Origin of the sequence: Labrenzia sp. THAF191a (genome assembly GCF_009363335.1) — a bacterium.
GTDB lineage: Bacteria > Pseudomonadota > Alphaproteobacteria > Rhizobiales > Stappiaceae > Roseibium > Roseibium algicola.
In genome coordinates, this window is sequence record NZ_CP045333.1 from 3,221,655 (window position 1) to 3,242,257 (window position 20,603).

Here is a 20,603-nt window from a genome sequence, read left to right on the forward strand (position 1 = left end):
TCAGCCCGCTGCATATTGCGGCGTGCTGCCAAGAAATGTTCCGTAAGCTTCTGCGTTCGGGTAGGAGAACTGCTCCGCCAACGGGTTCGCGCGTTTTCGCTTGGCAGCCCCCATATCCGCCAGCAGTTCGTCGAAGTGCCGGAAGTGAAAAGGGGCAGAGCAAAGGCCGCCATAGACCTGGGCAGCCGGCCGTTCCCGCCGCCGCCAGTGGAGCATCTGGTCGATGTTGCTGCGCATTTCCCTATCCGTCGGTTGATGGGCCAGTTGCCCGTCGGCATAGCGAACCAGCCAGTTGGCAATCATTTCCGCCGACAGCACGGTGCAAAAACTGGAGTTGAAGCCGACAAAGCCCATGTCGGGCAGGTCCGGGTTCACAGACAGACGGTAGACCCTGTATTGCCCGTCGGCCTCTATCAGTTTGTCCCGGTATTCCTTCGCCAGGTAGGGAATGCCGAGTTTCCAGCCGACGGCCAGCACAGCCAGATCACAGGGCAGTGCTTCTCCCGTGGATAGGATGACATTGCCATTCTCATAGCGCTCGAAGGTTCCCCGAACCGGGCGGATGCTGCCCGCTTCAAAACCTTCGAAAAGCCCCGGTGTCACGATCGGCAGCGAACAGGAGGCGTCTTTTTCGATCGGGATATCCGGAACCATGTCCCATTTCTTCAACTTGAGCTGAAACTTGAGCAGGGTTTCCAGCCCTCTGAAATTTGCCCAGATCAACGGCTTGAAGACAGCAGAGACCGCTTTTGCAAGGCCGGTCCGGCCCCAGCCGTTGAACTGCTGTTCCTGGGCGCGCATGTAGAGCAGGCGTTTGAAATTGATGCCACCGACAAAATAGGGCACGCGCCAGACCGGTTCCCGGTAAACCAGCGTCACCGATTTCGTACCGTTTCTGGCGGCATTGACCACCAGGTCGGTCGCGGATTTGGAGCCGCCGAGAACGATCACATGTTTGCCCTGCGCCATGCTGCTGTCGGTATAGTCCGAGCTGTGCAGCACCTGGCCACCGGCGGCCTCGAAGGCTTCTTGCCCAGGGTGGGAAATGACGTTCTTGTCCGAAAACTGACCGGTGCAGATGGCGACGAAGTCGAAATCTTCGAACCAGGTTCTTCCGGCCGCCTCAAGTGTCAGTGTCCAGCCCGGATTGCCATCCTTGCGGCGATCCATGGACAGGACATTGGTGTTCAGCCGGAACAGGCGGCCGAGTTGGTGTTTTGTCGCATAGGCATGCAAATAGGCATGTACCTGAGGCCCTTTTGGCCATTCAGGATAGTCGTCCGGCATGGGCAGGTCGGTGAAGCGGTAAAGGTCCTTGGGCGACTGGGTCTGCACGTCCGGGTAGGACCGCGAAAGTTCCCAGACACCACCGAAATCGTGGCTTCGCTCGAAGCCCATCACCCTGTGTCCGCGTTCGTCGAAGGCTTTTGCAGCCGCAAGCCCGCTCACGCCGCCGCCGATTACGGCGACAGTCTTGCGTTTCGTCATTCTCGATGTCCTTTCGCCTCAGGGGTGGCCGGCAGTGTGGTATCTGCCGGCAATCCACCCCGTCACGTCAAAAGCTGGATCTGGCCGTGTCGGCTCAGGCCTGATCGGGAGGCGGCAGAAAGTCGACCTCGTGCAAGGCGGAAAGCCGGACCAGTTCAGCCGGATCTGTCACGCCGTCGAGCGCGCCGAAGAGTTCGAAGAGTTTACGGGACGGCGCAACGCCGAAGACACAGGTGGCCGTCTTGCCGGACCTGTTGAAGATGCCGTGGGCTTCCCCCATCGGCATGCGGATCGTGTCGCCCGCCTTTGCCTTGTGGGTCTGACCACCCATTTCGACTTCCAGCTCTCCTTCCAGCATCACGATCCATTCGTCCTGGGTCGGATGTATGTGAGGCGGGACAAAGGTCTCTGCCGGAATGAGCGCATGCCAGATGAAGGCATTGCCGCTCAGGAGTTTCGGCGTATAGGTGTGCCCGACCACATTCCAGCTGATATTGTCCAGTCCCGCGTTAGCTGCGGTAATGCCTGCGCCATCTTGCATGATTGTTCCCCTCATCGCTCATTTGGTGCGCTTAGGTCTTTCGACAGGAGAAAGGCTAAGCGCGGCTCGATGGATTTCTTTATCCAGAAAGCGAAATTACTTGGCCGGATGCAGTAAAATGACGCATGGCACACAAGGTGGCGCTTGAACGGGCCTCGCAGCAGCGGCATGCTTCCACAATGTTGTCTCAGGCAAAAAGCAAAACACCGCTCGATCGCTTCAAATGCTTCGAAACCACGGATGTGGACGAAGCCAGGGAAATCGTTGCCCGTCACTTCTGCAATCATCGCCTGGGCCGTTTTTCGGCATCCGACAGGTTTGATGCCTGCCAGAACCGGGTGCGTGGGCAGCATCTTTCTCTCAACTACCTGCGGTATGGCGCTGATGTGGCGATCGAGCCGGGAGAACTTGCCGAGTTCTACCTTATCCAGCTGCCGATTGCCGGCACGGCTGAGGTCCGCAATGGTTGCCGTTCCATGGTGTCCACGCCGAGGGTTGCCTCCATTCTCAATCCGGACCGGCACACAGCCATGCGCTGGCATGCCGGCTGCCAGCAGATCCTTCTTCAGATCGAGACCGGTTTCCTGCAGGAAGTTGCAAGCAGAATGGCCGGTGTGAGTGTCGGTCAGGTTCGCTTTGAACCCGAATTCAATCTTCTGTCTCGCGCTGGCGCTGCCTGGCGCCGTCGCTTGCGCGGTGTTCTTGGCGCAGTCGAAGAGCGTCGGGTTTTTCAGGGGGAAGGGAGCCCGGAACAACGCCACCTGGAAGAAGCCCTTGTCGGAGCGCTGCTGGAATTTCAGCCGAACACCGCGTCGCCGCTGCTGGAAAGGCGGGAGACCGGCAGGTCACCGGCCATCCTGAAGCGTGCGGTCAGCCTGATCGGCGAGCGTTTTGCCGACGACATCAGTCTTCTGGATATCAGTACCCACGCAGGAACCTCGCCCCGGAACCTTCAATTGCAGTTCCGGCAGGAATACGGCTGTACGCCGCTTCAGTACCTACAGGACGTCCGGCTGAGTTACGCACGGCACCTGTTGTTGTCGGAGGGGCGCAGCCTGCCCGTGGCAGAGGTGGCCTACCGGTCCGGCCACCGGCACCTGGGCCGGTTCTCGGTTGCCTACCGAGAGCGGTTCGGCGAGACACCAGGGGCCACGGGGCGGGCGCTCAGGTTCGGTTGAGACACTCGCCACAAAGGCGGTTTTCTTTCTCCACAAGTCTTTCCAGATAGGCAGAAATTGCCGGTTTTCCGGGCTTCGGTGCGGAAAACCTCCGTATTCCTGCGAATCCGATTCTCCAATTGTGTCAAGGCTTCATTAAGCATGTTTGGCTTAAGGTCATTCGACGGGGTCGTGTGCGATCAAATCGAGCCGGAATCCATGAGATTCCATTGACCGCCCATGATTTCCCATGGTATCCCATAAATACCCAGAATGGGGAGCGCGGGCCCATCTCAGTAGGGTCATGGACATCGATTTAACGGTTCTGAAAGTGCCGTTTTTGCAAATTGCGTGTCCGGGCAAGTTGCCGGCCTTCCTCTCATTTACGGGTGAACTTGGGATTTGAACGGGTGGGGACCCGTTTCGAGGGGATGAATGGCCGGCTTTGTTTCTCACTTTACCAACCGGCTGGATGCCAAGGGTCGCGTGTCGATCCCGGCGCCCTTCCGTACGGTATTGGCGAGAGATGGATTTGAAGGCCTTTATTGCATTGCTTCTTCACACTGCGCGGCTGTCGACGCGGGCGGAAACGATCTGCTTGCTGAAATCAACAAGCGCTCGGAAGCCTTTGCAAAGCTCTCTCCCGATCATGATGCACTGGCGATCGCCCTGTTCGGTGCCAGTGAAAACCCGAGGATCGATGGGGACGGCCGCATGACCATTTCCGACATGATCCGCGAACACACCGGAATTACCGACCAGGTCACCTTCGTCGGCATGAATTACAAGTTCCAGATCTGGGAACCTGAAAAGTTTCGCGAGTACCGCGCAGAGGCCCAACGGCGTGCGCTCGCGATGCTGTCGGGGCAAAGCTCCGCATCCTCTCAGGGAGAGCCGGTATGATGGCGCTCGGCGACAGAGACGTTGCTCCTGACGCTGGCGGACCCGAGCGCCATGTGCCGGTTCTCCTGAAAGAGGTTCTGGAGTGGCTTGCGCCGCAGCCCGGCGAGGTGATTGTCGACGGTACCTTCGGTGCCGGCGGTTATTCCCGCGCAATTCTGGAGCGTGGTGCCCATGTGATCGGTATCGACCGGGATCCTGACGCGATTGCCGGCGGGCAGGAGCTTGTGGAGGCTTCCGAAGGCCGGCTGATGCTCGTGCCGGGTCAATTTGCGGGTCTTGAAACGCATGCCCGCGGTTGCGGTTTCGATGGTGTCGACGGAGTTGTTCTCGATCTTGGCGTTTCTTCCATGCAGCTTGATGAGGCTGATCGCGGCTTTTCATTCCTGCGCGATGGACCCTTGGACATGCGTATGGAGCAGGCCGGGCCATCGGCTGCGGATGTCGTCAATGAGCTGCCAGTGAAGGATCTGATCCGCGTCATCGGTCTGTTGGGCGAGGAAAAGCGGGCGACGACAGTTGCGCACGCCATCGACAGGGCCCGCAAGGAAAAGCCATTCACCCGGACCCTGGAGCTGGCGAACCTGATCGAAAAGGTGCTTGGCCGGTCGCCCAAGAAGGCGCAGATCCATCCGGCAACGCGAACCTTCCAGGCGCTGCGGATCTACGTGAACGGCGAGTTGCATCAGGCGGCTGAAGCGCTGGGCGCGGCCGAGCGGATCCTGAAGCCGGGCGGACGCCTTGTGCTGGTGAGTTTCCATTCCCTCGAAGATCGTATCGTCAAGCGGTTCTTCCAGGATCGGACCCGGACCCGCGGTGGCGGATCACGACATATGCCGGAGGAAGACGTGCCTCCGGCGACATTCGAATTGTTGACGCGCAAGGCGGTGGAAGCTGCCGACGCTGAAACGGACATCAATCCGCGGGCAAGATCCGCGAAGCTTCGGGCCGGGCGGCGGACCGAAGCTGAGGCGCGAGAGCTGGACATCCATCAGGCGGGTGTCCCACGTCTCGCAGCCTTCCATGGGCTAGGGGGCTAATATGGTTCGAACGCTGAACATCGTGTTCATACTGGCGGTCGTGATCGGCGCGGCGACGGTCTATGACATGAAGCTCGCAGCGACGAAGTCTGCGGAGAAGGTGGCCGATCTGAAACGGCAGATCGACGAGGAGCGCGACTCCATCCGTCATCTGAAGGCGGAGTGGAGCCTTCTCAACAAGCCGGACCGGCTGCAGTCCCTTGTCGAACGCTATAACGATTATCTTCTTCTTGAACCGCTTGATGTGAAGCAGATCGTGACGACGGAAGATCTTCCGGCGCGTCCTGTGATGCTGGAGCCAATCGGTGGCAGTCAGATGGGCGGCTATGCCGGCTCGTCTGCTGTGATCCAGTGAGGGCGCGGTCATGACGATGGTTAGCGAACCGGCCAGCTTCCTTCAGGTAAGACGGGCTCATCCGCGGGCGACAAGGGACTCCGTCTCCGCCAGCGCGGTCAAATCCCGTGTCTATGTGGCCATGCTTGCCTTTGCCTGCGTCTATGTTGCGATCGCGGGCCGGCTGGTAATGCTGGCGCAAATGGAAGAGGCGCCGTCCCATGCCTGGATTTCGGCGCAGGATTCCGTTGCCGCCTCCCGTCCGGACCTGATCGACAGGAACGGCGAGATCCTTGCTACCGACATCAAGACGGCATCGCTTTACGCTGAGCCGCGCCGCATCATGGATGTGGACGAGGCAGTCGAGGGGTTGATCCGCATCGTGCCGGATCTGAACGAGGGTCTCGTGCGTCGCCGTCTGGAAAGCGGCGCCGGCTTCGTCTGGCTGAAGCGTGAAATGACACCGCAGCAGGCCGAAAGAGTTCACAATCTCGGCCTGCCGGGTATCGGCTTCCTTTCGGAAAATCAGCGTTTCTATCCGGGTGGGCCGACCGCGGGCCATATCGTTGGTTCCGTCAACGTCGACAATCAGGGCCTCGCCGGCATCGAAAAATACATCGATGACTCCTGGCTGAGGGACCTACAGTCGCTTGGCTTCACGTCGGACCGTACGATGGAGCCGGTGAAGCTGTCCGTCGACCTGCGCGTCCAGCATGTCGTTCGCGATGAGCTCGTGAAGGCGATGGAACGCTACAAGGCGATCGCCGCGGCCGGTATCGTTCTGGATGTGAAGACCGGCGAAGTGGTCGCCATGTCCTCCCTGCCGGACTACGATCCGAACGACCGGGCCCAGGCCCTGGAAAAGGACCGCTTGAACCGGGCAACCGGTGGTGTCTTTGAAATGGGGTCGGTCTTCAAGACCTTCACCACCGCAATGGCACTGGATTCGGGGGCTGTTTCGATCAATGACAGCTTCGATGCAACCCGTCCGATCAGGGCAGGCGGCCGTACGATTTCGGATTTCCACGGGAAACACCGCATCCTGTCGGTGCCTGAAATCTTCATCTATTCATCCAACATCGGCACCGCAAAAATGATGCTGGCGACCGGTATTGCGCGCCAGCAGGACTTCCTGAAGCGCCTGCATCTGACTGATCGTCTGCAGACCGAGTTGCCGGAAAATGCGGCGCCGCTGCTGCCGCCGAAATGGAACGAACTGGCGGCGATGACCATCTCGTTCGGGCACGGTATCTCGGTAACGCCGATGCAGACCGCCGTTGCCGCCGCAGCGCTGGTGAATGGTGGCGTCCTGCTTCCGCCAACCTTCCTGCCGAGAAGCCCCGAAGACGTGCAAAAGCTTGGCAAACAAGTCGTTTCTCCGGAGACGAGCCGCATGATGCGCTATCTCTTCAGGCTGAACGTGCTCTCCGGTTCGGGCCGCCGGGCCGATGTCCCGGGGTATACGGTCGGTGGCAAGACGGGCACCGCGGAGAAGATCGAGAACGGACGATATGTCAACAACAAGCGCCGCAACTCGTTCCTGTCGGCCTTCCCGATGGACGACCCGCGCTACGTGGTTCTGGTCGTTATCGACGAGCCGAAACCGGAACGCGACGGCATTGGTGCGACGGCCGGTCTGAACGCCGCGCCGATGGTTGGCGCAATCGTTCGCCGCTCGGCTCCCATGCTTGGTGTGATGCCGCGGTTCAGCAAAGGGGATGAACCAATCGAGATTTCCTATTAAGGAGACGAGTTGAGCCTGGAAAACCGGCGGGGTCGCAGCCGAAATCCGGTTTTCCGAAAAAGCTCATTAAAGACGACGCACAAACCGGATGATCGGGTGAAATGGATCTTGAGTATTTAGCTGCCGGGCTGACCTTGCCCGAAGCGGCAGGGGCTCGGAAAATTACGGGGCTGACGGCTGATAGCCGCAAAGTTCAGCCGGGCTTCTTGTTCGCCGCCTTCAAGGGGGCTTCCGTCGACGGGACAAAATTCGCCCCGGACGCAGCAGCGGCCGGGGCAATTGCCATTTTGTGTGCTGAAGAGGCTGCAGATGCAGTGCGTGCACAGGTGCCGGAGACGGTTGCCGTTGTCAGTGCTGCAGAGCCTCGTCAGGTTTTCGCAAGAATGGCAGCCCGTTTCTACGGCGCTCAACCCGACACAATCGTTGCCGTCACCGGAACTGCTGGCAAGACATCCGTTGCTCATTTCGCCCGCCAGATCTTCCAGGCCGCCGGTCACCCAGCGGCAAGTCTTGGTACACTGGGCGTTATCAAGCCGGATGGAGAAAGCTACGGCGGCCTGACAACGCCGGACCCGGTTGCCTTGCACAAGCAGTTGGCAGAGCTGGAAGAAGAAGGCGTCAATCATGCTGCGCTTGAAGCCTCTTCGCACGGTCTCGATCAGTACCGGCTGGACGGTGTGCGGCTGACGGCAGCCGCCTTCACCAACCTTGGCCGCGATCACATGGACTATCATCCGACGATCGAGCACTACCTGAATGCAAAGCTTCGCCTGTTCAAGGAGTTGCTTCCGTCAGGCGGCACAGTGGTCTGCGATCCGGGTGAGAAATATGCTGACCGGGTCATGGCAGTCGCGCAGGAGCGAGGGCTGCCGTTCTTCACGGTCGGAGAAACCGGCCGCAACCTCACCCTGACCGGCCTGAAGCCGATGGGGGCAGGGCAGGAACTGACGATCCAGAGTGCGCGCGGCGAATACAAGGTGACGCTGCCGCTGATCGGTCGCTTCCAGGTTTCCAACGCACTCATTGCTGCCGGTCTCGCGATTGCCGCTGGCATCGACACGGGAACTGCCTTGCGGGCCCTTGAAAACCTGAAGGGGGCTCCAGGCCGTCTTGAACTTGCCGGCAAGACGCCAGCAGGCGGGCTGGTTTTTGTCGATTACGCCCACAAGCCGGACGCGCTTGATAACGCCCTTGCGGCCTTGAAGCCGTTTGCCCGTGGCAAGCTGTCCGTGATTATTGGCGCCGGTGGCGACAGGGACCCCGGAAAACGCGAGCTGATGGGGGAAGTCGCGGCTCGCAGGGCCGATCTGGTTATCGTCACGGATGACAACCCGCGCTCGGAAGATCCGGCGACCATTCGCAAGGCTGTGTTGGGTGGCGCACCCGATGCAATGGAGATTGGCGACCGGTATGAAGCGATCGCAGAGGGAGTTCGCCGCCTAAAGGATGGCGATATCCTGTGTGTGGCCGGAAAAGGTCACGAAACGGGCCAGATTGTTGGCGACACAGTGATTCCCTTTTCCGATCACGAAGCCGTAAAGCGCGCCATCAGTCTTGAAGGAAACACATGAGCGACCCGCTTTGGACCCTTGATGCCTTTGTTGAAGCTGCCGGTGGCCGCCTTCAGGGTGATGCTGGCGCTGAAATCACCGGTATATCCATAGACAGCCGGACGCTGGAGCCGGGTGATGCATTCGTCGCGATCACCGGTGACCGTCTGGACGGGCACGATTATGTTGCCGCAGCACTGGAAGCCGGCGCATCGGTTGCGATGGTTGGCGAGGATCGCTTGTCCGACCTGCCCGAAGATGGCCGCTACGTGGTTGTGGACGATCCGCTTGAAGCCATGCGCAAGCTCGGTGTTGCAGCGCGGGCCCGCAGCAATGCCCGAATTGTCGCGGTCACCGGTTCTGTCGGCAAGACCGGCACGAAGGAAGCGCTGCGCCTGACCCTGGCAGAATCCGGCAAGGTTCATGCCTCGGTTGCCTCCTTCAACAACCATTGGGGCGTACCGCTGACATTGGCACGCATGCCCGCCGACACGGATTTCGGTGTCTTCGAGATCGGCATGAACCATGCGGGCGAAATCTCGCCGCTGGTAAAGATGGTGCGCCCGCACGTGGTGATCATCACCACCGTTCAGCCGGTACACCTGGAATTCTTCGACAGCGTCGAGCAGATAGCCAAGGCAAAGGCCGAAATTTTCGACGGACTGGAGCCTGGTGGAATTGCGATCCTGAACAAGGACAATCTGCAATTCGACCTGCTGAAGTTTCTGGCGGCTGCTGCCGGCGTTTCCAAAATCCAAACCTTTGGCGAAGACCCTTCGGCGGACAGCCATCTCCAGAAGGCAGTCTCCTATCCGGCCGGATCGAGTGTCGACGCCAGCGTTCTAGGCCAGGAAATCACGTACAAGATCGGGGCGTCGGGCAAACACCACGTCAAGAACAGCCTGGCAGTCCTGACCGCGGTCGTGGATCTGGGGGCGGATCTTGCAAAAGCGGGACTGGCACTCGATTCCATGCGCGCACCCAAGGGGCGCGGCGAGGTGACCCGTCTGCCCATGCAGAAGGGCGAGTTCAACCTTATCGACGAGAGCTACAACGCCAATCCCGCCTCGATGAAGGCTGCACTTGCCGTGCTGGGCGAGGCGCCTGTCACAAGGCCGGGTCGCCGCATTGCCGTCATTGGAGACATGCGCGAACTGGGGACCGATGCCGACCGTTTGCACGCGGAGCTGCTCCAGCCGATTACCGACGCCGATATCGACGCGGTCTATTGCGCGGGCCCGCACATGCATGCGCTCTGGAAGCTGCTGCCGCATGACCTGCGCGGACACTACTGCGAAGAAGCAAAAGATCTGGAAGACGTGCTTTTGGGCGACGTGCGTTCCGGTGATGTTGTTATGATCAAGGGATCGCTCGGGACCCGGATGGGCCCGCTTGTCGAGGCCTTGAAAAAAGAATATCCGCCAGCGGACGACACCGCAGCGGCGTAAGGGGCATTGGATGTTTTATTTCTTGGGGCAATTCGCGGATCAGATTTCAGCGCTGAACGTGTTCCGTTACATCACTTTCCGAACCGGTGGCGCGATCATGACCGCGCTGTTTTTCGTTTTCCTGTTCGGACCGAAAATCATCGCCAGTCTCCGGATCCGGCAAGGGCACGGGCAGCCGATCCGCGCCGACGGACCTGAAAGTCATCTCCTGACCAAGAAAGGCACGCCCACGATGGGGGGGCTGATGATCCTGTCAGGAGCCCTGGTCGCGGCATTGCTTTGGTCGGATCTTTCCAACCCTTACGTCTGGGTGGTCATCGGCGTTACCCTCGGGTTCGGCGGTATCGGTTTTTATGATGACTATCTGAAGGTCACCAAGTCCTCGCACAAGGGATTTGGCGGCAAGGCCCGGTTGGGCCTGGAATTCCTGATCGCCGGCGGCGCGGCCTTCGCGGTTACCCTTCTGGATGTGTCCGAATACTCGGAAGCGATCACTTTTCCCTTCATCAAGGATCTGACGCTCAATCTCGGTCTTTTCTTCATTCCCTTCGCAGCCTTCGTGATGGTTGGCGCGGGGAATGCGGTCAACCTGACCGACGGTCTCGATGGCCTTGCAATCGTACCGGTGATGATCGCCTGCGCTTCCTTCGGCCTGATTGCCTATCTTTCCGGTAACGCGGTGTTTGCCAGCTATCTCCAGATCCACCACGTTGCCGGCACTGGTGAACTTGCCGTCATCTGCGGTGCCGTGATTGGCGCGGGCCTCGGCTTCCTGTGGTTCAACGCTCCCCCGGCCGCCATCTTCATGGGAGACACCGGATCACTTGCTCTCGGCGGCATGATCGGCGCAATCGCGGTTGCCACCAAGCACGAGATTGTTCTGGCCATCATTGGAGGCCTCTTCGTGCTCGAAGCCGTGTCGGTCATCGTGCAGGTGTTTTCCTTCAAGCTGACCGGCAAGCGGGTCTTCCGCATGGCGCCGATCCACCATCATTTCGAGATCATGGGCTGGACCGAAAGCCAGGTGGTGATCCGCTTCTGGATCATTTCCGTCGTGCTTGCCCTGCTCGGCCTCGCAACCTTGAAGCTGAGGTAGGCGCATGATCCCGGTCACCACATTCGACGGCAGAAAGGTTGCCCTGTTCGGGCTCGGCGGGTCCGGGCTTGCAACGGCGCGCGCGCTGAAGGCGGGTGGTGCGGATGTGGTCTGTTTCGACGATAACGAAGCCCGGGTCGCACAAGCTGCTGGCGAGGGGCTTGCAACGCAAGATCTTCGGGACCTCGACTGGTCGGACGTTGCCGCACTGGTTCTTGCTCCCGGTGTACCACTGACCCATCCGGTGCCGCACTGGTCGGTAGATCTGGCGCGTGATGCCGGCGTCGAGATTGTCGGCGATGTCGAGCTTTTCTGCCGTGAGCGGCGCAAACTATGTCCGTCCGCGCCGCTGATTGCGATTACCGGTACCAATGGCAAGTCGACGACCACCGCCCTGATCGCGCATCTCCTGAAGGCCCTCGGCCGGGACGTGCAACTCGGCGGCAACATCGGGACGCCGGTTCTGGAGCTGGATCCTCCGCAACCCGGTCGGCACTATGTGGTGGAGTGCTCTTCCTACCAGATCGATCTGGCGCCGACCCTGGATGCAACGGTCGGCATTCACATGAACCTGTCGCCGGATCATCTCGATCGTCACGGGTCCATGGAAAACTACGCCGCTATCAAGGAGCGACTTGTCGCCGGTGCCAAGGTCGCGGTTGTGGGAGTTGACGACCGGTTGTCCTCAGCAATCGCCGACAGACTTGAACTTGCACGCAAGCCCGTGTGCCGGATCGCTGGTGAAAAGGAACTCACCAACGGTATTTACGCTCGCCACGGGCGATTGATCGAGGCGCATGACGGCAGCCAGATCGAAGTGGCGCTGCTTGGCGGGATCGACAGTCTCCGCGGCGACCACAACGGACAGAATGCGGCGGCTGCCTTCGCGGCTCTACGTGCGCTGGAAATTCCGGCAGCGCAGATCGCAGAAGCCCTCAAGACCTTCCCTGGACTTCATCACCGTATGGAAGTGGTGGAGAAGAAAGGCCGGGTTCTTTACATCAACGATTCCAAGGCGACCAACGCGGACGCTGCGGCCAGAGCATTGGCAAGTTTCGACCGGATCTACTGGATCGCGGGTGGCCGGGCCAAGGCGGGCGGTATTTCCTCGCTGGACGAATATTTCCCGAAGATCGCCAAGACCTTCCTGATCGGAGAGGCGGCGCAGGATTTTGCCAAGACGCTGGATGGCCGCGTGCCCTTCAAGATCAGCGGAACGCTGACCCAGGCCGTGCAGGACGCCGCTGCCGAGGCGGCGGAGGACGATGCGGGGGAAATCGCCATACTTTTGTCGCCCGCCTGTGCGAGCTTCGACCAATTCCCGAATTTTGAACTGCGGGGCGCTGCTTTTGTAGATGCGGTGCGTGCCTTGCCCAATTCCGGCAATACCCAGGAGGTCGCCTGATATGGTTTCGCGCGCCGATCGCAGCCGCTTTGCGGAATGGCTCTGGACAGTGGATCACTATCTGCTTGCCGCCTTCAGCCTGCTGATGGTTGGCGGTGTGGTCCTTTCGTTCGCAGCCAGTCCACCGGTTGCCGAACGCATCGGCGTTGAAACCTTCTATTTCGTCAAGCGACAGGCCATGTTCCTGATCCCGGCCCTGACGATCATGCTTGCCGGCTCGCTGATGACGCCGCGCATGGTCCGGCGGGCGGCGCTCATCCTGTTCATCGTGTCGCTGGTGATGATGGTCGCCACCCTGTTCCTGGGGTTTGAGGCCAAGGGTGCGCGGCGCTGGATCTATATTGCCGGGCTGTCGATACAGCCGTCCGAATTCCTGAAGCCTGCCTTCGTGATCCTGATTGCATTCCTTTTGTCGGAAAGCGGTCGCCGGCGCGAGGTGCCTGGAGTGCTCTTCGCCTTCGTGCTCTTTGCGGTTTGCGCGGCTCTCCTGATCGCCCAGCCGGACTTCGGTCAAACCATGCTGCTCGGCCTGGTCTGGGCAGGGTTGTTCTTCCTGAACGGCATTTCCTGGCTCATCATCATGGCGCTTGGCGTCATCGGGATCGTCGGCCTGTTTGCCGCCTATGCCTTCCTGCCGCACGTGACCACCCGCGTGGACCGGTTCCTGGACCCGAGCTCCGGTGACACCTTCCAGATCGATACGGCCAAGGATTCCTTTCTTGCCGGTGGGTGGCTGGGCCGTGGTCCGGGGGAGGGCACCGTCAAGCGGATCCTGCCTGACAGCCACACCGACTTCATCTTCGCTGTTGTCGGCGAGGAGTTCGGCGTGATCGCCTGTCTGCTGCTCGTTTCCGTCTTTGCATTCATCGTCTTGAGAGGCCTGCGTCACGCCAGCCGTGATCAGGATGCCTTCAGTCGTCTTGCCACAGCAGGACTGACCGTGCTGTTCGGCCTGCAGGCCACGATCAATCTCGCGGTGAACCTTCACCTCATTCCGTCCAAGGGCATGACCCTGCCTTTCGTTTCTTACGGCGGGTCGTCGCTCTTGTCGTCCGCCATGACCGCTGGTGCCATTCTGGCGCTCACGCGCAGGCGGCCGCAGCCGTCGCGCGGTGATGTCGTCACGGTGAGCCGGCTTTCACCCTCTTCCCTGATGTAAGGCCCCAAGCCGCACTCATGAGCAAAACTGTTTTACTGACGGCCGGCGGAACGGGCGGCCACCTCTTCCCCGCACAGGCGCTGGCCAGCGAGTTGATCCGGCGCGGCTGGACCGTGGAACTTGCAACCGACGAACGGGCCGACAAATACGGCAGCGCCTTTCCCGCTCGCAAGGTTCACATCATCGCCTCGGAGACCATCCGGGGGCGCAATCCCTTCCTGCTGGCGAAGACTGCAGTGAAACTGTTTCTTGGAACGCTGCAGGCACGCAAGGTGATCAAGGCCTTGAAGCCGGATGTCGTGGCCGGGTTTGGTGGTTATCCGACGTTTCCCCCTATGTATGCTGCCCGGCTCACGGGCACGCCCTCAATCCTGCACGAAGCAAACGGCGTCATGGGGCGGGCCAACCGCCTGTTGGCGAAGGGCGTGACCGCCATTGCCACAAGCGTTCCGATCGAAGATCTGCCGGCGGATTTTAAGGCCAAGCTCACTGAAACGGGCAACCCTGTTCGGGACGCCGTACTCGCGGCTGCGGAGTTGCCCTACTCGGCACCGCTCGCCGGGGGAACGTTCAACCTGCTGGTCTTCGGCGGATCCCAGGGTGCGCGCTTCTTTTCCGATCTGTTGCCGCCGGCACTTGAAAAACTGCCCGCCGACGTCTGCGCCCGTTTGCGCATCGTGCAGCAGTGCCGTCCGGAGGACATGGGGCGGGTACAGGCGGTTTACGACAGTCTGGGCGTTCAGGCCGAATGCGCACCGTTCTTCCAGGACATGCCGCAACGAATTGCAGAGGCGCATCTGGTGATCTGCCGGTCCGGTGCGTCGTCGGTCAGCGAGCTCAGTGTGCTTGGCCGCCCTTCCATTCTGGTACCGTTGCCCGGAGCCATCGATCAGGACCAGGCTGCCAATGCCAAGGTGCTTGAAAAGGCAGGTGGGGCCTGGCCGATCCGTCAGGTCGACCTTTATCCGGAGCGGCTGGCCCAGGAAATCACCCGATTCATGAATGCACCCGAAATGCTGGGCGAAGCAGCGCAAAAGGCGCGCAGCGTCGCCAGGCCTGACGCGGTGAAAAGACTTGCCGACCTCGTCGAGAAGGTCGCAGCAAAACAAGGAGAACGGCCATGAAGATGCCGCAGGACATCGGACCGGTTCATTTTGTCGGCATCGGCGGTATCGGCATGAGCGGGATTGCCGAAGTGCTGAAGACCCTCGGCTACACGGTGCAAGGTTCGGACATGGCGGAAAACGCCAATGTTCAGCGCCTGCGTGACAACGGCATCAAGGTTTCCATTGGCCATGCCGCAGAAAACCTGGGCGATGCCGAGGTGCTGGTCGTGTCTTCCGCCATCAAGAAGGACAACCCGGAACTGGTCGCAGCCCGTGAAAAGCTGATTCCGGTGGTGCGGCGGGCGGAAATGCTGGCCGAGTTGATGCGCTTCAAGCAGGCCATCGCCGTTGGCGGCACACACGGCAAGACCACGACCACGTCGATGGTAGCAGCCCTTCTCGATGCCGGCGGTCTGGATCCGACGGTGATCAACGGCGGTATCATCAATGCCTATGGCACCAATGCCCGCATGGGCGAGGGTGACTGGATGGTTGTCGAGGCAGACGAGAGCGACGGCACCTTCGTCAAGCTGCCGGCTGATGTTGCCATCGTCACAAACATCGATCCGGAGCATCTGGATCACTACGGCGACTTCGCCGGCGTACGCGCTGCCTTCCGGCAGTTCGTTGAAAATGTGCCCTTCTACGGCTTTGCCGTCATGTGTCTCGACCATCCCGAAGTCCAGACGATGATCGGGACCATCGAGGACCGGCGTGTCGTCACCTATGGCGCCAATCCGCAGGCCGACGTTCGCTACACCGATGTGTCGATGGATGGTGGCAAGTCGATCTTCTCCGTCACCCTTCGTGACCGCCGCAGCGGGCAGGTGATCGAACTGAACGACCTGACGCTGCCGATGCCGGGCCTTCACAATGTTTCGAATGCTACCGCGGCAATCGCGGTTGCCTCGCAGCTGGGTGTCGAGGCGGACGACCTCAGAAAAGGCATTGCCGCCTTTGGCGGCGTCAAGCGACGCTTCACGCACACTGGCACGGTGGGCGGCGTTCAGATATTCGACGATTACGGCCACCACCCTGTTGAAATCAAGGCCGTGCTCCACGCGGCGCGCGAGTCGACAAAAGGCAAGGTAATCGCGGTGATGCAGCCGCATCGCTATTCGCGCCTGCACAGCCTGTTCGATGATTTCTCCAACTGCTTCAACGATGCGGACGCGGTGATTATCGCTCCTGTCTACGCCGCGGGGGAGCAGCCCATCGAGGGAGCGGCACATACCGATCTCGTCTCGGGCATGAAGACCCGCGGTCACAGGAACGTTCGAGCGATCGAGGGCCCGGAAGAGCTGCCGGCGCTTGTCAAGGAACTGGCCGAGCCGGGCGACTTCGTGGTTTGCCTCGGGGCCGGCAACATCACCCAGTGGGCATACGCGCTGCCGAAACAGCTGGAAGAGCTTTAAGGAGGACGTCACATGGCGTTTCCCGATCTGCTGGAGCAGTATCCGGAGCTTGCCGAAGGTATCGGCGGCAAGCTGACGGCCAACCAGCCGCTGTCTGCGGTCACGTGGTTCCGCACTGGTGGTCCCGCACAGTTGATGTTCCAGCCGGCGGATGAAGACGACCTTGCTGCCTTCCTGAAAAAGCTGCCGAAAGATGTTCCGGTGCTGCCGGTCGGGCTTGGTTCCAACCTGCTGATCCGTGACGGCGGCCTGAAGGGTGTTGTCATCCGACTGAGTGCAAAGGGCTTCGGTTCAATTGAGGAAGTCGGCGGCAACAGGTTGAAGGCAGGGGCAGCCGTGCCGGACAAGCGTCTGGCGGAAGCTGCGGCCAGGGCCGGTCTCGGCGGTTTTGCGTTTTACACAGGTATTCCTGGCGGTCTGGGCGGTGCGCTGCGCATGAATGCGGGCGCTCACGGCACGGAAACCCGCGAGCGCATGGTGGAGCTGACCGCGGTTGACCGGGACGGTAACCGCCACGTTCTGACGAATGAGGACATGGGCTATGCCTATCGCCACTCGGAGGCTTCAAAAGACCTGATCTTTACCTCCGCCGTCTTTGAAGGCGTGCCGCAGGACGAAGCCTCGATCCGGCAGGAAATGGCCGACGTTGTCGCCCACCGCGAGCGGGCGCAGCCGATCCGTGAAAAGACCGGCGGATCCACCTTCAAGAACCCGCCCGGAACGTCGGCATGGAAAGAGGTCGACGCTGCAGGCTGCCGTGGCCTGACCGTCGGTGGAGCGCAAATGTCCGAAATGCATTGCAACTTCATGATCAATACCGGAACGGCCACCGGTCACGATCTCGAACTGCTGGGGGAAACAGTGCGCTCACGCGTGCTGGCGCACAGCGGCATCCGCCTGGAGTGGGAGATCAAGCGCCTGGGTGAATTCGGTGCACAGGGGGCTATCGAGCCATTTCTGGGCAAGGAAGGGGAGGCTGCCTGATGGCAAGCAAACATGTCGCTGTTTTGATGGGGGGCTGGGTTAACGAGCGTCCTGTAAGCCTCGCCAGCGGCAAGGGCTGCGCCGATGCGCTGGAAGAAGCCGGCTACCGGGTCACCAGGGTCGATGTTGACCGCAATATTTCCGCTGTTCTCAAAGATTTGAAGCCCGATGTGGTCTTTAACGCTCTTCACGGTCCCTTCGGTGAGGATGGCTGCGTTCAGGGAATATTAGAAGTTCTTAACATCCCGTACACACATTCCGGTGTGCTCGCCTCGAGCCTTGCAATGAACAAGGTGAAGGCAAAAGCGGTGATGAATGCAGCCGGAATTCCGGTCACGGAACACCTTGTTGTCAACCGCAGGGAGATCACCCGCGAGCATCCGATGAAGCCGCCATATGTGCTGAAACCCATCAACGAGGGATCGAGCTTCGGAGTGCTGATTGTCAAGGAAGATCAAGAGTTTCCGCCACAGGAACTGGGTCGGGAGGACTGGCCTTACCCTGACGTGCTGATGTGCGAAAAGTTCATCAGCGGGCGGGAGCTGACCTGTGCCGTCATGGACGATACGGCCCTGGGCGTCATCGACATAGTGCCGTTAGGTCACGGCTTCTACGATTACGACGCAAAATATGCACAAGGCGGTTCAAAACACATTCTTCCTGCAAAAATTTCACCGATTGTTTACCAAACCATAGAGACACTAGCAGTTAAGGCGCATCAGGCTCTGGGTTGCCGCGGTGTTTCCCGCGCGGACTTCCGATTCGATGAGAAGGAAGACGGATCCGGAGAACTGATTTGCCTAGAAGTGAACACGCAGCCAGGCATGACGCCGACTTCTCTTGTGCCCGAAATGGCGGCCCACAAGGGGATGAGTTTCAAGGACCTGGTCAGCTGGATGGTTGAGGACGCGAGTTGCTGTCGATAAGGCGCAAACATTACCGGGACACGATGACCCCGCTGGAGGCCGAACTGGCTCCGCGCGGGCGCGGTGTGCCGCGTTTGCACCGCCAGCCGGTGTGGCGTTCGGCCGGGCGCCTGGCAGATCTGCCACGCTGGTCCGGATCTGCTGCTGCACTGACTTTCTTAACCTTAACAATTGGTTATGGAATAGTCATAGGGGGGCACGGCCGGCTTGTTGCCGACAGTCTCCTGTCCGCTGCTGGTTTCGGCATCGAGGCCGTCAAGCTGTCCGGCCAGCGTGAAATCAACGAGTTCCAGATCCTGGAAGCACTGGAAATTCACGAGGGTTCCTCGCTCGCCCTGTTCGACGCCAATAGCGCTCGCGAGCGTCTTAACGAGATGGCCTGGGTGAAGAGCGCTTCGGTGATGAAGCTCTATCCGAGCACGCTGCAGATCAACATCGAGGAACGGGTGCCCTATGCGCTGTGGCAGCGCGGCGACATGGTCTCGATCGTAAACGAATCAGGTGACGTGATCACCGACGAGGTGGATGGGCGTTATGCCAATCTGCTGCTTGTCGTGAACCACGGTGCTCAGCGCAGGGCATCCGAGATCAACACCGCGCTGGAGAAGGTCCCGGGCCTGCGTCCGCGCGTGCGCGCGGCGTTCCTGATCAGCGATCGCCGCTGGGACCTGCAGCTTGAGAATGGGATTTCTATCCGCTTGCCCCAAGACAACATCGACGCCGCCTTGGCAGATCTGGTGAAAATGGATGAAGAAAGCGGGCTTCTGTCCCGGGATATCGTTGCCATCGACATGCGTCTGGCAGACCGCGTGACCGTGCGCCTCTCCGACGAGGCTGCCGAACAGCGCAAGGTCATGACGGGCGGCAAGGGCCGCTCAGGCAAAAAGGAGCGTGACACATGAGCCGCTCCGACAACAACCTCTACCTGCCGAAGATGCGGCCGCTGCCGAGCCGTCGTGCCGTCATCATGTCGGTTCTGGACGTGGGCTCCACGAAGGTCTGCTGCCTGATCGCCAAACTGGTGCCGCAGGAAGAAAAGGCAATTCTCTCCAGTCGCTCCCACAAGGTGGAAGTGCTGGGGTACGGTTATCAGCGCTCGCGCGGGATCAAGTCCGGCGTCGTTGTCGACATGGATGCTGCCGAACAGGCCATCCGTCTGGCAGTCGACAGTGCCGAGCGCATGGCCGGCGTGACGGTCGAGTCGCTGATCGCCAACATCAGCTGCGGACGCCTGCAGAGCGAGATCTACAGCGCCAACGTTCCGCTGGCAGGCGATAGCGTGTCTGAAGCCGATATCCAGCGGGTGCTTTCCGCCGGTTCCAGCCACTCGGTGACCGATGGCCGGGCCGTCACACACGCCTTGCCGATCTCCTATTCGCTGGACGGCAGCCGCGGCATCCGCGATCCGCGTGGCATGATGGGCCACAAGCTGGGCGTCGACATGCAGGTGGTGACGGCGGAAGTTCCGCCTGTGCGCAATCTGGAACTGTGCATCAACCGCGGTCACCTTCATGTGGAAACCATGGTAGCGACGCCGTTTGCCAGTGGCCTGTCCACAATCGTCGATGACGAAGCCGAACTTGGTGTTGCCTGCATCGACATGGGCGGCGGCACGACGACACTGTCGGTCTTCGTCGATGGCCACATGGTGCACCTGGATGCGATTGCCGTTGGCGGCAATCACGTCACCACCGATATCGCCCGCGCTTTTGCAACCCGTCTGCAGGATGCGGAGCGTTTGAAAACCCTTTACGGCTCGCCGCTGGCGTCCAGCTCGGACGATCGTGACATGCTCACGGTACCGCCGCTGGAAAGCGACAGCGACCTGCCGAACCAGATCCCACGCTCGGCGTTGACCCGGGTTATCCGGCCGCGCGTGGAAGAAATCCTTGAACTCGTGAGGGATCGGCTTACGGCGTCCGGCTTTGCCGGGCGTGTCGGTAAGCAGATCGTTCTGACCGGGGGCGCAAGTCAGCTCACGGGTCTTGGAGAAGTTGCGCGTCACATCCTGGGGCGCAACGTCCGTCTTGGCCGGCCTCTAGGCGTCGCCGGTCTTCCCGAGGCTGCCAAAGGTCCGGCTTTTGCCGCCGCTGTCGGTCTCTTGATTTATCCGCAGGTCGCTCAGATCGAACAGTTCGAACACAAGAACCGGAGATCAGGGTGGGGCGGGCAATCTGGTTACCTGGCCCGCGTGGGCCAATGGATCAGGGAAAGCTTCTGACGACATGAGCCAAGAAGACGACATCCAGGAAGTTGAGCTGCCAGAAATGGCAGAGGAGATTAGGGAAGAAGAGGCTACTCCCGTACCGG

18 protein-coding genes are annotated in these 20,603 nt (G+C 60.4%); 16 read left to right on the forward strand and 2 right to left on the reverse strand.

Features of this window, described 5'->3' with window-relative positions; translation table 11 throughout:
* Both FIV05_RS14760 and FIV05_RS14765 read right to left on the reverse strand, forming a co-directional pair.
* Nucleotides 1–1,488, reverse strand: a complete 1,488-nt coding sequence (locus FIV05_RS14760) for an NAD(P)/FAD-dependent oxidoreductase (RefSeq protein WP_152510082.1) — start codon at nt 1,486–1,488, stop codon at nt 1–3.
* Nucleotides 1,489–1,582: 94 nt separating this feature from the next.
* The gene (locus tag FIV05_RS14765) at nt 1,583–2,029 is read right to left on the reverse strand and encodes a cupin domain-containing protein (protein WP_031269111.1); all 447 of its coding nucleotides are present in this window, start codon (nt 2,027–2,029) and stop codon (nt 1,583–1,585) included.
* 125 nt (nt 2,030–2,154) lie between these two features.
* Between FIV05_RS14765 and FIV05_RS14770 the strand changes: the two genes are divergently transcribed.
* The 16 genes from FIV05_RS14770 (at nt 2,155) to ftsA (ending at nt 20,514) form a co-directional block, all read left to right on the forward strand.
* Nucleotides 2,155–3,207: an AraC family transcriptional regulator gene (locus tag FIV05_RS14770; RefSeq protein ID WP_209009666.1), complete on the forward strand. Its 1,053-nt coding sequence runs from the start codon at nt 2,155–2,157 to the stop codon at nt 3,205–3,207.
* A 414-nt stretch (nt 3,208–3,621) separates the two neighbouring features.
* Nucleotides 3,622–4,089, forward strand: coding sequence for a cell division protein MraZ (locus FIV05_RS14775; protein WP_023000484.1), 468 nt, complete (start codon nt 3,622–3,624; stop codon nt 4,087–4,089).
* The gene (gene rsmH / locus FIV05_RS14780; protein ID WP_152510083.1) at nt 4,086–5,126 is read left to right on the forward strand and encodes a 16S rRNA (cytosine(1402)-N(4))-methyltransferase RsmH; all 1,041 of its coding nucleotides are present in this window, start codon (nt 4,086–4,088) and stop codon (nt 5,124–5,126) included. Before FIV05_RS14775 ends, rsmH begins: the two co-directional genes overlap by 4 nt.
* A gap of 1 nt (nt 5,127) precedes the next feature.
* Entirely contained in the window at nt 5,128–5,481 is a 354-nt protein-coding gene (locus FIV05_RS14785; protein WP_023000486.1) for a hypothetical protein, read from the forward strand.
* Nucleotides 5,482–5,491: 10 nt separating this feature from the next.
* Complete coding sequence (locus FIV05_RS14790; protein ID WP_023014553.1) at nt 5,492–7,204, forward strand: penicillin-binding protein 2; 1,713 nt, start codon at nt 5,492–5,494, stop codon at nt 7,202–7,204.
* Nucleotides 7,205–7,305: 101 nt separating this feature from the next.
* Nucleotides 7,306–8,775, forward strand: a complete 1,470-nt coding sequence (locus tag FIV05_RS14795; RefSeq protein ID WP_152510084.1) for a UDP-N-acetylmuramoyl-L-alanyl-D-glutamate--2,6-diaminopimelate ligase — start codon at nt 7,306–7,308, stop codon at nt 8,773–8,775.
* Nucleotides 8,772–10,202 (forward strand): UDP-N-acetylmuramoylalanyl-D-glutamyl-2,6-diaminopimelate--D-alanyl-D-alanine ligase, encoded by a 1,431-nt coding sequence (locus tag FIV05_RS14800; RefSeq protein WP_152510085.1) that lies wholly within the window; start codon nt 8,772–8,774, stop codon nt 10,200–10,202. Before FIV05_RS14795 ends, FIV05_RS14800 begins: the two co-directional genes overlap by 4 nt.
* Nucleotides 10,203–10,212: 10 nt before the next feature.
* The gene (mraY, locus tag FIV05_RS14805) at nt 10,213–11,298 is read left to right on the forward strand and encodes a phospho-N-acetylmuramoyl-pentapeptide-transferase (RefSeq protein ID WP_023000490.1); all 1,086 of its coding nucleotides are present in this window, start codon (nt 10,213–10,215) and stop codon (nt 11,296–11,298) included.
* 4 nt (nt 11,299–11,302) lie between these two features.
* Nucleotides 11,303–12,703 (forward strand): UDP-N-acetylmuramoyl-L-alanine--D-glutamate ligase, encoded by a 1,401-nt coding sequence (gene murD, locus FIV05_RS14810; RefSeq protein ID WP_152510086.1) that lies wholly within the window; start codon nt 11,303–11,305, stop codon nt 12,701–12,703.
* 1 nt (nt 12,704) lies between these two features.
* Nucleotides 12,705–13,862 (forward strand): putative lipid II flippase FtsW, encoded by a 1,158-nt coding sequence (ftsW, locus tag FIV05_RS14815; RefSeq protein ID WP_152510087.1) that lies wholly within the window; start codon nt 12,705–12,707, stop codon nt 13,860–13,862.
* Nucleotides 13,863–13,879: 17 nt separating this feature from the next.
* A complete protein-coding gene (gene murG, locus FIV05_RS14820) occupies nt 13,880–14,986 on the forward strand; it encodes an undecaprenyldiphospho-muramoylpentapeptide beta-N-acetylglucosaminyltransferase (RefSeq protein WP_152510088.1) in 1,107 nt (368 codons plus the stop codon).
* Nucleotides 14,983–16,383 (forward strand): UDP-N-acetylmuramate--L-alanine ligase, encoded by a 1,401-nt coding sequence (murC, locus tag FIV05_RS14825; protein WP_023000494.1) that lies wholly within the window; start codon nt 14,983–14,985, stop codon nt 16,381–16,383. Before murG ends, murC begins: the two co-directional genes overlap by 4 nt.
* Nucleotides 16,384–16,395: 12 nt before the next feature.
* Complete coding sequence (murB, locus tag FIV05_RS14830; RefSeq protein WP_152510089.1) at nt 16,396–17,367, forward strand: UDP-N-acetylmuramate dehydrogenase; 972 nt, start codon at nt 16,396–16,398, stop codon at nt 17,365–17,367.
* The gene (locus FIV05_RS14835) at nt 17,367–18,293 is read left to right on the forward strand and encodes a D-alanine--D-alanine ligase (protein ID WP_023000496.1); all 927 of its coding nucleotides are present in this window, start codon (nt 17,367–17,369) and stop codon (nt 18,291–18,293) included. Before murB ends, FIV05_RS14835 begins: the two co-directional genes overlap by 1 nt.
* 23 nt (nt 18,294–18,316) lie before the next feature.
* Complete coding sequence (locus tag FIV05_RS14840; protein WP_023000497.1) at nt 18,317–19,195, forward strand: cell division protein FtsQ/DivIB; 879 nt, start codon at nt 18,317–18,319, stop codon at nt 19,193–19,195.
* On the forward strand, nt 19,192–20,514 hold the full coding sequence (ftsA, locus tag FIV05_RS14845) for a cell division protein FtsA (protein ID WP_023000498.1): 1,323 nt from the start codon (nt 19,192–19,194) through the stop codon (nt 20,512–20,514). The genes FIV05_RS14840 and ftsA overlap by 4 nt, the downstream gene beginning before the upstream one ends.
* Nucleotides 20,515–20,603 lie beyond the last annotated feature (89 nt).